This window comes from Helicobacter sp. MIT 03-1616 (genome assembly GCF_000765685.2).
Classification (GTDB): Bacteria; Campylobacterota; Campylobacteria; order Campylobacterales; family Helicobacteraceae; genus Helicobacter_C; species Helicobacter_C typhlonius.
Genome location: NZ_JROY02000002.1, coordinates 49,910 through 64,226 on the forward strand (window position 1 = coordinate 49,910; position 14,317 = coordinate 64,226).

The 14,317-nt window shown below is 39.5% G+C and carries 12 protein-coding genes and 1 tRNA gene; 6 read left to right on the forward strand and 7 right to left on the reverse strand.

All coding sequences use genetic code 11. From position 1 onward, the window contains the following. Positions 1–23: 23 nt before the first annotated feature. From LS67_RS10235 to LS67_RS01585, 7 genes are read right to left on the reverse strand one after another with little or no spacing between them, the layout of a single operon-like run. A complete protein-coding gene (locus LS67_RS10235; RefSeq protein WP_138109537.1) occupies positions 24–1,304 on the reverse strand; it encodes a glycosyltransferase in 1,281 nt (426 codons plus the stop codon). Between the two features lie 33 nt (positions 1,305–1,337). After that, positions 1,338–2,477, reverse strand: a complete 1,140-nt coding sequence (locus tag LS67_RS10170; RefSeq protein WP_138109539.1) for a glycosyltransferase family 2 protein — start codon at positions 2,475–2,477, stop codon at positions 1,338–1,340. Positions 2,478–2,492: 15 nt separating this feature from the next. Beyond that, a complete protein-coding gene (locus LS67_RS01565; RefSeq protein WP_034328416.1) occupies positions 2,493–3,332 on the reverse strand; it encodes a hypothetical protein in 840 nt (279 codons plus the stop codon). 1 nt (position 3,333) lies between these two features. After that, positions 3,334–3,960, reverse strand: coding sequence for a haloacid dehalogenase-like hydrolase (locus LS67_RS01570; RefSeq protein ID WP_034328414.1), 627 nt, complete (start codon positions 3,958–3,960; stop codon positions 3,334–3,336). After that, entirely contained in the window at positions 3,960–4,811 is an 852-nt protein-coding gene (locus LS67_RS01575; protein WP_034328412.1) for a glycosyltransferase, read from the reverse strand. Before LS67_RS01575 ends, LS67_RS01570 begins: the two co-directional genes overlap by 1 nt. Before the next feature lie 43 nt (positions 4,812–4,854). Further along, the gene (gene pyrC / locus LS67_RS01580) at positions 4,855–5,883 is read right to left on the reverse strand and encodes a dihydroorotase (RefSeq protein WP_034328410.1); all 1,029 of its coding nucleotides are present in this window, start codon (positions 5,881–5,883) and stop codon (positions 4,855–4,857) included. A 3-nt stretch (positions 5,884–5,886) separates the two neighbouring features. After that, positions 5,887–7,299 carry a phosphomannomutase/phosphoglucomutase gene (locus LS67_RS01585; protein ID WP_034343273.1) on the reverse strand — a complete coding sequence of 471 codons (1,413 nt, stop codon included), beginning with the start codon at positions 7,297–7,299 and terminating at the stop codon, positions 5,887–5,889. A 236-nt stretch (positions 7,300–7,535) separates the two neighbouring features. Between LS67_RS01585 and hisC the strand changes: the two genes are divergently transcribed. The 6 genes from hisC (at position 7,536) to LS67_RS01615 (ending at position 14,316) form a co-directional block, all read left to right on the forward strand. Beyond that, positions 7,536–8,693, forward strand: coding sequence for a histidinol-phosphate transaminase (gene hisC / locus LS67_RS01590; RefSeq protein WP_034326831.1), 1,158 nt, complete (start codon positions 7,536–7,538; stop codon positions 8,691–8,693). A gap of 9 nt (positions 8,694–8,702) precedes the next feature. Beyond that, positions 8,703–10,421 (forward strand): flagellar basal-body MS-ring/collar protein FliF, encoded by a 1,719-nt coding sequence (fliF, locus tag LS67_RS01595; RefSeq protein ID WP_034326830.1) that lies wholly within the window; start codon positions 8,703–8,705, stop codon positions 10,419–10,421. 14 nt (positions 10,422–10,435) lie between these two features. Continuing rightward, entirely contained in the window at positions 10,436–11,467 is a 1,032-nt protein-coding gene (fliG, locus tag LS67_RS01600) for a flagellar motor switch protein FliG (protein ID WP_034326829.1), read from the forward strand. After that, positions 11,454–12,278 (forward strand): flagellar assembly protein FliH, encoded by an 825-nt coding sequence (gene fliH, locus LS67_RS01605; protein WP_034326828.1) that lies wholly within the window; start codon positions 11,454–11,456, stop codon positions 12,276–12,278. Before fliG ends, fliH begins: the two co-directional genes overlap by 14 nt. Before the next feature lie 18 nt (positions 12,279–12,296). Continuing rightward, the gene (gene dxs, locus LS67_RS01610; RefSeq protein WP_052099851.1) at positions 12,297–14,153 is read left to right on the forward strand and encodes a 1-deoxy-D-xylulose-5-phosphate synthase; all 1,857 of its coding nucleotides are present in this window, start codon (positions 12,297–12,299) and stop codon (positions 14,151–14,153) included. Positions 14,154–14,231: 78 nt separating this feature from the next. Then, positions 14,232–14,316: transfer RNA gene (locus LS67_RS01615), tRNA-Leu, on the forward strand. Position 14,317: the final 1 nt, after the last annotated feature.

A 14,317-nucleotide genomic window follows, 5' to 3' on the forward strand; every position in this document is an offset into this window, starting at 1 on the left:
GAGTTTGCCAAGGAGATAGAATTTTATCGCCCCCCCCCCCCATTAGATTTTTTATTGTTTTTTTGCAACATTTTTGCTGCTTCTACAAACTCACCCACACCTTTATCCCACAGCATTCTAGCAATAAGTAGAAATACAAATTCTTCTTGTGGTTGTGCAGCATTGTGCAGATTTTGACTTTGTGGGGCAAAATATTCTGTATCTACCCCCTCGCTTGGTAAAAGTTTGGCTTGTGTTTGAGAAACAAGCTCCCGCTGCAAAAATTCCTCTTTGTCATCGGGGTTAAGAAACCACACTTCTTTGACACATTTAAGGGCTGTTTTATACATTTGGCAAACAATGAAGCGCAATATTTTCTTTTTTATTTCTTTACCAATAAATACATAGCCAAGTCCCGTAATGACTGCAATAGTGGGAATATTTAGGATTCTGGAAGCAAATGAACCATAAATGACGCTCTTAATAGTATAGTTAAAGAGAAGTTTGGGCTTAAGATGGCGCAGTAGTTTCAATATCTGCCATATCGTGCGTAAATCTTTGAATGGATTAAGGCTTTTAGAATCTATGGTGAGCGGGTGGCAGATGAAGCCGTGTGATTGCAGTTTTGACGTGCTTTCATCAAATGGTGCAATGATGTGGATTGCAAAGCCATTATTTTGTAGTGCTACAAGAGGCTGCAAACGGAAATTATACATACCAAAGCAAGTATTAGAAATACAAACAATGATAGAATGCTGTGAATCTTGTGAAAGATTGTGTGTTGTTTGGGATTGTAAGGCAGGGGTTTGAGTGTGTAAAATATGTGTAACGCTTGTTGTATAAATATATGTGATAAGTGGCATATCAAAAAGTTTTTTAGCTAATTTTCTGCCTTGTCTGCCGAGTGTAGCAGTAAGGTTTTTGTGTGTGGCAAGATAATACATAGCTGCTTGTAGGGCATTTGGGTTTTGTGGGGGAATGAGGATTCCATTTATGCCAAGGAGTAAGCTTTCATCTTTATATACAAGCGGTGTGTAGGGCTTGATAACACATTCCTTGCAGCCGCTCACATTTGTGGTAATAATAGGCTTTCCCATACTCATTGCCTCAAGCAGCACACGAGGAACACCCTCTTTATAAAAGCTAGGCAGCACAACGCACGAGCTAGATTCTATAAAGGGGCGGACATCTTTATTTGCTCCTAAATAGGTAATAATCCCTTCCTCTTGCCATTGCAGAATCTGCTTTTTTGTAATTGCTTTGGGATTATTGCAATCACTTGCCCCAAGCAACAAAAATTTGAGCGATGAGATTCTAGGCGGCATAAATACGCCTTGCAAAAAGATGATAAAAAGAGTTTAGAGCCTGATAAGAGTAAAGCTTAAAAGATATACGATTAAGCGAATATAAGTAAGAGAGCGATTCCAATATTGCAAGGAAAGTAAGCAACAAAGCACATAGGGTGAGCGGATAAAGTGAATATATCTCGGAATCTTTGGTGATGGAATAAGGGCAGATTCTATAAGGGATTGAAGTGGTGCAAGTATAGTTTCTACCCCCCCCTCATTATCTAAAAAGCGAGATTCTAAAATAATAAGCGCAGCAAGATTTTTACCCATCACTTGTGCTACAAAAGGCATAAGTGGATTATAGGTTTCTAGTTCATTGCCTAAAGAGTGTAGAGCCTCGCTGATATAGCACATATCTGCGATTTTTTTGTCTTTTGCCTTTATATTTTGCGTGATAGAGCTATGATTGAGGCAGTAGATATAAAGCCGCTCATCAAGGCTCACATAGCTTTTGGCAAGTGCGCTAATGGCAAAAAACTTGAGCATATCCTCTGCCATTGTGAGCTTGAGCGGGATAAAGCACTCCATAAAAGGGAGAATCTGCCGAATAAGCGAGGTTTTATAGCATTTATCCCATAGGGTAAATTTAGGAAATTGTGTGCTTTTGAGGAAAAAATTATATGCGATTTGCTCGTTTTGTAGGGGTTTGTGGCTAAAGCGAGTAGGCAGGATATAGCGCAGTTTATGGAGGCAATTTGCACTTAGACTTGCTTGAGATGAACCACGATAAGCAGGGCGGAAGTGGATTATATCAGGGAGATTTTTCTCCTCTTGCTCACTATGGGACTGGGTGTTAGAGCTTAGCGGCGTGGAGTTTAAAGCCATAGAGGCTTTTTGATATGCCCTCTCACACGCATTAAGCGTGAGATAGTCATCGGCATCTAAGTGGAGGATATAAGTTCCTTGTGCCTCTTTCTCTCCTGTGATTCGTGTAGCAAAGAGCCCGAGATTGGTGGGATTATGAATAATGCGGATTCTAGAATCTTTACTCGCATAAGTTTTAGCAATACTTATAGAATCATCACTCCCACAATCATTAATGACTAAAATTTCAATATCGCCTAAAGTTTGATTAATGCACGAATCTAAACAACGAGCGATGTAAGATTCTACATTGTAGGTGGGGATAATGATAGAGAAGAGTGGCATGGTAAATCCTTTAATTTATTTTTTATGTGGATTATTTTTGTAGCGTTTGTGCTGAATATAGGTTGCTAAATATTTGTTTTGTAAAGTAGCTAGACATACAAGTCGAAATACGAGATAATAAGCACCTAGCTCAAAAAAAATATAATCTATTTTCTCATAAAGATATAGAATGCCAAAGAGGATTGTATATATCGTGTAATAGAACACACGAAACATATCAAAATTTGTAATAATTTTGCTTGTGATAATAGTAGTTTTATAGCGTTTTTGTGTGCTAAATTCTAATAGTTTTGGAAGTGGATAAAGTGCAAAAAGTCCTAGAAGAGTATAGAAATTTTTATCAATGATAGGTAGTATTATTGAAAAAAATTGTAAAAAACTTAAAAATGGAATAAGCAAAAGGTTAGTTATATTGCGTTGGGTATTGTAAATGATATAGAGTAGCTGTAATAAAATCATTGAAAGAGCAAAATATAACAAGTATTCATATTTAAGCATAGAGAGTAGCCAAAATAGTATAAAAATTAAAGCAAATCTTCCTATCATTATAGCTATAAATTTTTCACGCATTCTCAAAAGAAGATATGTTGGAAGACGTAATGTTGGCTTTGTTTCATTTTTTATTGTAAGGACATCATTTTGTATATAGCCATTAGAATAAATCATATCAGTAATGCAAAGAGCCACTAAAAGTATAGGGAGCGAATCAAGAATGGACTCTTGTGGGGCAAAATGTAGATAAAGTATAGTGATTGGAACAAAATAAATACATATCCAAGAAATTTTATGAACAAGACTTTTTAAGCGCGTAAAAAATTGATACATAAAAGGAACAAAACTAATTGTGTAAAACATTTTATATCTCCATAATAGTGGAATTTTTGAGATTTTGAGAAAGCCATTTCTTTTTGTTTCTCTTTTTTGTGAGTATAACAGAACTCTGCGCTTTTTGACAGAGTAAAATATCGTCTAAATTATCAGTGGCTACAAAGTATATATCCCCAAAAAGCGTATGTTTATTCCCCAATAAGTCGATCTCTAGTGTTCCTTGGCAGATTTCTTGCTGATTATAGAGGAGTTTTGATGAAACAAAGTGTGAAATATTAAAGTACTGAGCAATATGAAAGGCAAGACAATCAAGCGTAGCAGAAGCAAAAACAATGTTATGTGACTGAAAGTTATCGAGTAATGAAATAATGCACTCACGCCTTTTGGAAACAAGGAATGTATGGACGAATTCTTTAGCTTGTTTAAAAAGCATATATCTTGGAGCACCTTTTAATGTTCTTATAAAAATATCTCGAATGGGTATCATTTCTTTTTTAAGGCATAAAAATGAAATTTTGTTTAGTATCATTATCGGTCTAGAACGTAGTAGGCGCAATAAGAATTTTGTACATCCATTAGACCGCCAGATACAAAAATCTAATGTTGTATTAGAATCGTAAAGTGTGCCACAAATATCAAAAATAGCTTTATACATTATTTGAGCCTTTGTCGGATAAAATTAGCTATTTTTTTAGGTAAAATATTTCTTATACAAACACGTGGCAAAATGTAGAACAAGTAGTATAAAGTATGGGTAAAGAAGTAATATTTCATATATTTGATACCCACTAGAATATCTTCCATGAATTGAGTAAAAGTAATTTTTGATGAAATACCTAATGTGTTATATGTTGCAATAATTGTTTGTATTTTTTTCCATTTGTAATTATTTATAAATACTTTTGAAAAAAAATCTATTTCTCCTCGTATTTTAAATTCTTTGTCGTAAAGATATTTTTTTAGTAAATGTGTTTGAATAAAAGAAGCCTGATGATGACAAAATTCAATTTTAAAGGGTCCAAAAACGATGTTATAATATTTTATTTTCTTGTAATTTTCATCATAGACAATTTCTACTCCACCATCTATAACCCCATATTGTTCATCTAGAAGAGGTGCAATATTTCTAAGAACACTTAAATCATAAAATCTATCTCCACAATTCATAAAGTTGCACCATTCGCCCGTGGCTAAATCAATCCCCTTATTCATCGCATCATAGATTCCGCTATCACGCTCACTTAGGAATTTAAAGGCAAAGTTTGCTTTTGTGCGATGAGTAGCCTCCATATAGAATCTGCCCTCATCTTTGTGGGTAATATCACAAAGTGTGCTAATGTAAGATTGAATACATTCTTTCGTGCCATCTTTGCTATTACCATCAATAATGATGTATTCAAGGCGTTCATAATCCTGCCCCACGACAGAATCCATTGTTTCCTTGATATGATTTTTATCATTATAAACGATTGTGATAATGCTTACAAGCGGGAATTTTTCACTCATTTTCATTATGCCTTTTTGCGAGGTTGTAGCATTTTCACTCTTTTTATTCTTTTATGCGCCACGAGAGATTTTGCCCTGCAAAAAGAGGCACGATTGCTCCTAGCGGGGTATCTATGCGCTCTGGCACATTGTATTGAATCTTTTCAAGCGTGATTGATTTTTGCGCAAAAGCTTGTAGCTGATAAATCTCTATCGCTCTATCACTCACAAAGGCCTGGAGAGAATCTAGGGCATTATGAGATTCAAAGAGTTGTGTAAGTGCTGGTAAAAGCACAGGTGCGCTAAAAATCCCCGCTGCACCTTTTGCGCTAAGCTTGGCAGATTCTAAATGCGGTGCAGAATCCGAGCCAAAACTTACTTTTGGATGTGCCTTTAATGCCACTTGAAACAGGGCTTGTTGGTCTTTTCTTGTCTTAAGCATTGGTTTGCAAAACAAATGAGGATTAAGCATTCCCCCGCATACATCATCAAGGCTTAATGTGATATGGTGCAGTGTAAGCGTGGCGTAGAGATTCTCATATTTTTCAATCATTTCAAGGCTGCGTCTATCGCTCATATGTTCGATAATCACACGCAGTTTAGGGAAATTTTTTGCAATATGCTCAAATATGCTTAAAAACTCAAACTCACGCTCCATACAAAATCCATTACTCTCGCCGTGTATGGAGAGGATAAAGCCTAGAGATTCAGCCAAAGCAAAAATCTCTAAAGTCTTTTCATCAAGGATTTGACTTACCCCGCTTTCACTTCCTGTGGTCGCACCCTTTGGGTAGAGCTTAAGGATAAAAATCCCCTGCTTTTTTGCTTCTATAAGCTCCTCTTTGGTAAGCCCTGCCGTGAGATAGAGGCTCATAAGCGGCATAAATTCCTTGCAGCCTCGCTTTTGTGCGACTTTAAGAATCTGCTCCTTGTAGGTGAGGGCAAGTGCGGTGGTGGTGATTGGCGTTTTGAGATTTGGCATTACAAGTGCTGCGCTAAAGGCTTTGGCAGTGAAAGGCAGGACAGATTCTAAAAGTTCGCCCTCACGCAAATGGAGGTGCATATCAAGGGGCGTGTGGAGTGAGAATGTCATTTTTTAGCCCTTGACAGATTCTAAAAGCTTAAGCAACGCTGTTTTGTAGCGTTCGCATTCCTCTTTGCTTGTCGCTTCAAAACGCGTAACAAGCACAGGTGTGGTATTACTTGCCCTTACAAGTCCCCAGCCATTTTCAAAAACAACGCGCAATCCGTCAATATCAATGATGTCTTTGAGGATTGGGAAGTCTTTGGGCGGATTTTTTAAAGCCTCTTTTAAGGCGGAGATAAGGGTAAATTTTTGCTCCTCTGTGGTGTGGATTTTCTCCTCATCTGTGCTATAAAGGCGAGGCAAGGCGTGTATCGCAGATTCTAATTCTGTGGGCGTATAGCCTAAGAATAGCTCTAAGGCGCGGAAAGAAGCATAAATGGCATCATCATAGCCAAAGTAGCGGTCATTAAAAAATAAATGCCCGCTCATTTCTGCTGCAAGATGGGCGTTGAGCTCTTTAAGCTTGACTTTGAGGTTACTATGCCCTGTTTTATACATCACTGCTTTGCCAATTTTGTTAATCTCATCATACATTATTTGTGAGCATTTCACCTCGCCGATGACAATAGGGCTTAAAAAATGTTTTTTCATATCTTTAGCAAAAAGGATAGCAAGTTCATCGCCCTTATAGTTATGATGAGTTGTTAAAAGCGCAAGTCTATCAGCATCGCCATCAAAGGCAATGCCGATATGAATCTGCTTTTGTGCCATTTTTTCTTTAAGCATTGTGAGATTTTTTTCCTCACTTGGGTCTGGGTGGTGATTAGGGAAAGTGCCATCGGGTTCAAAAAAAAGTGGTGTATAAGAAATATTAAGATTTTTTAGGATTTGCGCTAATGCCACACCTGCCACGCCATTACCGCAATCATATACGACAGGGTAGGGGAAGTCTTTTAGGTGGGCAAAATGTGTGCTTAGAAAATCGATGTAGGCTTGTTTTGCATTAAGATTTTGTATTTTTTGTAAATTTTTAGAATCTGCATTTTGCTTTTTTGTGTAGGGTAAGTTTTGCTCGAGCTTTGCTCCTAATGCGCGGATTTGCTCCCCATAAAAAGGCGATTGATTTATGGTGATTTTGAATCCATTGTATTGCGGGGGATTGTGTGAGCCTGTAATCATCACGGAGTTTGGGCAAACAATAGAATCTATGGTGTTAAAAGTTGCAAAATACGCCACAGGTGTAGGAATAAGCCCGAGCGCAAAGACTTTTATATCCTCGCTTAAAAAACCCTCCGCAAGCCAATTAAAAAGCGTGGGCGAATGTGTGCGTGCATCATAGCCAATATGTATGCAAGGGGGGAGATGTGAATCTTTGATGCATCTGCCAAGCTCACGCCCTATACCACAAACCACCTCTTGCGTGAGGTCTTTTTCAAAAATGCCACGAATGTCATATTCGCGAAAAATATGTTGTATCTGCATAACCTACCCTTTTGTGCTAGTGAAAACGCGCATTGTAGCCAAAATATCAAAAAATATTATTAACTATCAGCAATGTTTGAAAGTTGGATTTATGTTAAAGGTTAAAATTCAAATTATGTATTGAATGGTGCGTTTAAACTCTCAATAATCGTAAAAATTATAAAACTTTTAAGACTTTTAAGATAGAATGTAAGGTTTTACAGCGATGGAATGCAAAAAAATCGTAAGGATATGCGGTGTTTAAGAAGACATTAGATAGTGTTGTAACCTACGAGGCAGGGAAGCCAATCGAGCTTGTAATGCGTGAGTATGGTATTAAACAAGAAGATGTGATAAAGCTAGGGAGCAATGAAAATCCCTATGGCACATCACCAAAAGTCATAGAGACATTACAAAAGAACGCACACAAGGCGTTTTTATACCCTGATGATTCTATGTATGAGCTAAAAAATGCTCTTGCTTCGCGTTTTTGTGTAAATCCTAAAGAAATTATTATCGGTGCGGGGAGCGACCAAGTCATCGAATTTTGCCTCCAAGCTATCGACCATACTCGCGCAGCTGTGCTAATGGCAAAGACAACATTTGCAATGTATGAGGTGTATTCTAAGCTCGCGGATGTGGAGATTCATAAGACTAGGAGCGATGCACATAATTTAGATGAATTTTTAGAATCTTATGAGAATGTGAAAAATGGCGCAAGTAGGACGAGCATAACTTCTCATTCTAACAAAGAGTGCGCTAATCGCGCGAGTATAATATTTCTATGTGTGCCAAACAATCCTTTGGGCGAGTGCTTAGACTCTCAAGCAATAGAGGATTTTATATGCAAAGTTGATAAGGACACGCTCATCGTGCTTGATGGCGCGTATCAGGAGTTTGCCTCATATAAAGACAAGGCAAAGGCTCTAAATCCCGCCTCTCTCATTAAAAAATTTGATAATGTCATTTATCTTGGCACATTTTCAAAGGTGTATGGGCTAGGCGGTATGCGTATAGGCTATGGCATAGCGAGTGAGCGCATTATCTCTATGCTCTACAAAGTGCGCCCACCCTTTAATGTAAGCACTCTAAGTTTGCAAGCTGCGCTTGTGGCGCTAGAGGACAGGGCATTTACCGAGCAGTGTATCCAAAGCAATATCGAACAAATGCTACGCTATGAGGAATTTGCAAAGCACAATAATATAGACTTTATCCCTTCATTTGGAAATTTCATCACATTTTCGCGCGAGGATATAGAATCTACACATTTGTGTCAATGGCTTTTGCAAAGGGGCGTCATTGTGCGTAATCTCCGCTCCTACGGGCTGAATGCCTTTCGCATTACTATTGGCACACCTGCGCAAAATGCGCGTGTGTTTGAGCTCTTGCAAGAATATTTGCAAACACGTGGTTAAGGGTAGGCTATGGATTTAAGAGTAGTTTTTGAGCAGGTTCTTAAGGTTTTAAACAAGTTAAATAAAAAACAGCGCATTATTATCCTTTCGACCATTATTATACTTATTAGCTTTTTAACCTATCTCATACTCTTCCGCGTGGAGACACATAACGAATATGAAAATTATGATGTGCTCTTTAGTAATCTAAGCCCAGAAGATAGCGCGGCTATCTTGCAAAAGCTCCAACAGGAGAAAATTTCGTATAAGATTCCAGAGGATAATATTATTCTCGTGCCAAAAGATAAAGTGTATGAGCAGCGCATTAATATGAGTTCTTTGGGGCTGCCAAGGTCAAGTCACAATGTCGGCTTTGATATTTTGCTTGAAAATAATGTTGGAGATACACCATTCACACAAAAGACAAAGACGCTTGTCGTGAAGCAAAATGAACTTGCAAAGACGATTGAAAGTCTCAATCCTATCGAGAAGGCGACGGTTAATATTTCTATGCCAGAAGAGTCGCTTTTTGTGCAGGGCGGACGCCCATCTACCGCTTCAGTAAAGATTGTCGTGCGTGACAATATGTTTTTGACACCAGAACAAGTTATAGGTATCAAGCATTTGGTGGCTGCAGCAGTAGAGCGTCTTGTCCCAGAGGCTGTAAAAATTATCAATCAAGACGGGGAGCTTTTAGGCGAAGATAATGAAGCTGCCCAGCAGGGTGCGCGCGTGAGACAGGCGACATTCCAGCGCAAATATCAGCAAAATGCAGAAAATGCTATGGAGGCAAAGATTATTAAATTCTTACAACCAAGCGTTGGGGACGGCGTGCAGGCACAAGTTACTATGGATTTTGATTTTAGCGTGCGCAAAACCACTGCAGAGACATTTGGACAAAATCCTGTTGTGCGCGGGACAAGAGAGTATGAAAAAGAGCGCAAAGGATTCCGTCCTCCACAAATTGGCGGTGTGCCCGGTGTCGTGAGTAACATCGGTCCTGTGCAAGGGCTTAAAGATGATGAGATGATGGAGTGGGAAAAGGAGAGCGAGGTTGTCATTAATAATGAAATCGACAGGTCAGTGAGTAGCATTGATGAAAATTATGCCGTGCTTACGAGGGTGAGCGCGTCTGTGATGGTTGATGGCATTTATAATGAAGTTGTAGGCGAGGATGGTGTGCCACGACTTGAATATACTCCTCGCTCACAAGAGGATATGGATAAAATTTTAGAGGGTGTGAAAAATGCCATTGGCTATAATGAGTCCAGGGGCGACCAAGTCAATGTGATTAATATGCCTTTTAGAAGCACACAGCTCAATTATCGCCCTCAAGATTCTTTAGAGCTGTTCTCAAGCAAGGTAGAGCGGTATTTGGGACCATTTATGCCATTGCTTAAATATGTGATTGTGGCGGTGATTTTGTTTGTGTTCTATAAAAAGATTGTTGCGCCATTTGCAGAGCGTATGCTTGAAGTGCAAGAGGAGGAGGAAGACGATATAGAATCCTTTATGCAGCTTGATGATGATGAGGAAGATATCAATAAATTTAGTGAATTACGCAAACGTGTGGAAGATCAACTCGGGTTTGGTTCTGGGCTTGATGAGGATAATATCAAATATGAAGTGTTGCTTGAGAGAATGCGCGGTGTAATTTCTGAACGTCCTCAAGAGATTGGTGCATTATTTCAAACGCTCATTAAAGATGAGCTTGATATTACAACTAGCGGTCTTGGCAGCAGTTCATAAGTAAAGGAGTAAATATGGCAATCACGCTTAGTCCGCGTCAAAGGGCGCAATATGATGAGCTCTCAATGGCAGAAAAGATTGCCATTTTGCTCGTGCAGCTAGGTGATGAGATTACTTCGGAGATTTTTCACCATCTTGATATAGATTCTATTACTGAAGTAAGTAAGCAAATTGCGCAGTTGGGTGGTATGGATAAGACCATTGGTGCAGCAGTTTTAGAGGAATTTTATGTCATTTTTCAATCAAATCAATATATCAACTCTGGTGGTATGGATTATGCGCGTGATTTGTTGATTAAATCTTTAGGACCAGATGCTGCAAAGGCAATTTTGGATAAGCTTGCCAAAACAATGCAGTCCCAAAAGAACTTTGCTTATCTTTCAAAGATTCGCCCTCAACAACTTGCAGACTTTATTATTAACGAGCACCCTCAAACAATCGCGCTTATTCTCGCACATATGGACGCAAGCGGTGCAGCGGAGACTTTGGGGTATTTTTCTGATGAGTTGCGCGCTGAAGTAGCGATTCGTATGGCAAACCTCGGAGATATTTCGCCCAATGTCGTTAAACGCGTGAGTGCGGTGCTTGAAAACAAACTAGAATCTCTCACAAGCTACAAGGTCGAAGTGGGTGGCACACGTTCTGTTGCGGAAATTTTCAACCGACTAGGACAAAAGGCAGCAAAAGCGACAATTGCACAAATCGAGCAAATCGATGCACAACTTGCCATAGAAATTAAAGAAATGATGTTTACCTTTGAAGATATTACCAAGCTCGACAACAACGCTATTAGAGAGATTCTTAAAATTGCTGATAAAAAAGACCTTACGCTTGCCCTTAAATCTGCCCCTGATGAGCTCAAACAGAAGTTTATGGGGAATATGTCCCAAAGGGCGAGTGAGCAGTTTATGGAGGAAATGCAGTTTTTGGGTGCGGTGAAGGTGCGTGATGTGGAAAATGCACAAAGAAAAATCGTGGAAGTGGTGCAAACACTCGCAGAGCAGGGCTTAGTGCAGCTAGGAGAACAAGACGATGTCATTGCTTAGTCAAGAAAATATCATAGGGCAGGAGCGACTTAAGAATCATAATATCAAAAAGTATGAGTTTAAAACAATCACTTCTGATATGGTGGAATCTGGTAAAGAAATTCACCATATTGATACACAAGCACCCGTGGTAGAACAAAGCTATGAGGAGGCACAAAATGCTTTGCATTCGGAATCTAACGTGCAAAAAATTGCGAGTTTAGAGCAGGAGCTTGTAGAAAAATTGCTTCAAAAAACTGATGATCTTTCAAGTTCTCTTGCAAAACTACAGATTCAGTTTGAGAAGTTGCAGGTTGAGAGCGAACAACGCGTAGCGAGTGCGAGAGATGAGGGATATAAGGATGGATTTCGAGAAGCACAGGAAAAAGTTAAGGGGGATATGTTTGCAGAAATTGATGCGCAAAAAAAATTTTTGGTAGATTCTATCATTACTCTTGAAAATACCCTAAAGGCAAGCCAAAAGCACTTGGAGGAGCTAGAAAAGGAATTGAGTGCAATCTCTGTGGATATTGCTAAGGAGGTGATTATCAACGAAGTGAGTGAGAATTCACAAAAAATTGCCCTCAACCTCACACGAGAGCTACTTAATAGCATAATGGACGCTACAAATATTAAGGTTAAGGTCAATCCCAATGATTATTTATATCTCAAAGAGCATTTGGAGGATAATACGAAGGTGGAGGTTATCTCCGATGGCGCAGTATCGCTCGGTGGCGTGGTAATAGTGAGCGATACTGGCAATATTGATGGCACGATAATGTCGCGCTATAAAAATCTCAAACAATCAGTGCTTGAAAATATGCGTGATTAGTGAGAATGTGGGAATTGTATGGGTGAAATTGATTATAGTTTTGAGAGATTAAATGCCCTCTCCACAGAGGAGCTATACACACTTACTGGGCGCATTAGAGAGAGAATTTTGGAGGTTGTAAGCGTGAATGGTGGGCATTTAAGTTCTACACTAGGTGCCGTGGATTTGATTGTAGGAGTGCACGCGGTATTTGATGTGCGAAAGCACCCATTTATCTTTGATGTCTCTCATCAAGCTTACGCGCATAAGCTGCTTACAGGGCGTTGGGAAGATTTTAGCACATTAAGGCAGTTTGGTGGCATTAGCGGATTCTGTAATCCCAAAGAATCTGCGAGCGATTATTTTATCGCTGGGCATAGCTCGACTTCACTATCTCTTGCGGTGGGCGTTGGTAGGGCTAGGGTGCTTGGGGCGGATATTTCTATGCCTGTAGTGATGATAGGCGATGGTTCAATGAGTGCGGGACTCGTCTATGAGGCACTTAATGAATTGGGAGATAAAAAATACCCAATGGTAATTATTCTTAATGACAATGAGATGAGTATTTCTAAGCCTATCGGTGCGATTAGTAACTATCTCTCACAGATTTTGAGCACATCGTTTTATCAAAAAACGCGTGATGGTATTAAAAGAGTGCTTGCAAAAATGCCAGATTCTGCGACTTATCTCGCAAAGCGATTTGAAGAATCTTTGAAACTTATTACGCCGGGTATTTTGTTTGAAGAGCTTGGGCTTGATTATGTAGGTCCAATTGATGGGCATAATATGGAGATTATTGTCGCAACTTTGCAAAAGGCTAAAGATATGAATAAGCCCGTGATTATCCACGCACAGACGCTTAAGGGTAAGGGCTATGAAATTGCGGAGGGCAAATTCGAGCAGTGGCACGGCGTGGGTCCTTTTGATATTCACACCGGCTCCGCGTTAAAAAAATCCGCTACTCTTTCGCCAACAGCGGTATTTAGTCAAAGTTTGCAAGAATATTTGCTAGATGAAAAAGTCGTTGGCGTGAGCGCAGCAATGCCTAGTGGCACAGGCTTAGATAAGCTTATAGAGAAAGATTCAAAACGTTTTGTAGATGTGGCGATTTGCGAGGCACACGCTGTTACCTCAATGGCGGCTATGGCGAAAGAGGGTTTTAAGCCCTTTGTGGCGATTTATTCTACATTTTTACAACGCGCTTATGACCAAATAATACACGATGTGGGGATTTTGAATCTGCCTGTGCGCTTTTGTATCGATAGAGCAGGGATTGTAGGCGAGGATGGCGAGACACATCAAGGGCTTTTTGATATTGCCTATTTGCGCTCGATTCCCAATATGGTGCTTTTTGCCCCACGTGATAATGAAAGTCTCAAACAAGCTGTGGATTTTGCCTATCATCATAATAGTTCTCCTTGCGCGTTCCGCTATCCGCGTGGTAGCTTTGTGCTAGGCGAGGATACTTTCCCTGCTAGTGCGTTTATGCTCGGCAAAGCGGAGATTCTTAAAAAGGGTAAAAAACTATTGCTTATAGGCTATGGCAATGGCGTGGGTAGGGCGTATGAAGTTTATATGCAACTTATAGAGGAGGGCTATAAGCCTACTTTGCTTGATTTGCGCTTTGTAAAGCCACTTGATAAAAAAACCTTGTCTAAACTTTTGCTCTCACATAAATATGTGTGCGTATTTAGCGATAGTTATTCTATGGGCGGCGTGGGAAGTGCGATTTTAGAGTTTATGGCGGAGGAAGACATAGCGAATGTGTACCTTAAAAGCTTTGAGATAAAAGATGAATTTATCCCGCACGGCAACACACAAATGATAGAATCTATGCTAGGCTTAAATGCAAAAGATATGGCTTTAAGTATCCAAAATTGGCTAGATTCTAAGTAGATTTTAAAGATTGAATAGGTAAAATACGCATTTCATTTTTACTCTTTAGTTTAGGCTTTGGGTTTATTCTTTTTTCTTGCGGGAATGGCGAAATTGGCAGACGCACCAGACTTAGGATCTGGCGCCGCAAGGCGTGGAGGTTCAAGTCCTCTTTCCCGCACCAC

Coding starts and splice junctions, on each gene's coding strand:
- LS67_RS10235 (WP_138109537.1), bottom strand. CDS start 1,304: ATGCCGCCTAGAATCTCATCGCTCAAATTTTTGTTGCTTGGGGCAAGT.
- LS67_RS10170 (WP_138109539.1), bottom strand. CDS start 2,477: ATGCCACTCTTCTCTATCATTATCCCCACCTACAATGTAGAATCTTAC.
- LS67_RS01565 (WP_034328416.1), bottom strand. CDS start 3,332: ATGTTTTACACAATTAGTTTTGTTCCTTTTATGTATCAATTTTTTACG.
- LS67_RS01570 (WP_034328414.1), bottom strand. CDS start 3,960: ATGTATAAAGCTATTTTTGATATTTGTGGCACACTTTACGATTCTAAT.
- LS67_RS01575 (WP_034328412.1), bottom strand. CDS start 4,811: ATGAGTGAAAAATTCCCGCTTGTAAGCATTATCACAATCGTTTATAAT.
- pyrC (WP_034328410.1), bottom strand. CDS start 5,883: ATGACATTCTCACTCCACACGCCCCTTGATATGCACCTCCATTTGCGT.
- LS67_RS01585 (WP_034343273.1), bottom strand. CDS start 7,299: ATGCAGATACAACATATTTTTCGCGAATATGACATTCGTGGCATTTTT.
- fliF (WP_034326830.1), top strand. CDS start 8,703: ATGGATTTAAGAGTAGTTTTTGAGCAGGTTCTTAAGGTTTTAAACAAG.
- fliG (WP_034326829.1), top strand. CDS start 10,436: ATGGCAATCACGCTTAGTCCGCGTCAAAGGGCGCAATATGATGAGCTC.
- fliH (WP_034326828.1), top strand. CDS start 11,454: ATGTCATTGCTTAGTCAAGAAAATATCATAGGGCAGGAGCGACTTAAG.
- dxs (WP_052099851.1), top strand. CDS start 12,297: ATGGGTGAAATTGATTATAGTTTTGAGAGATTAAATGCCCTCTCCACA.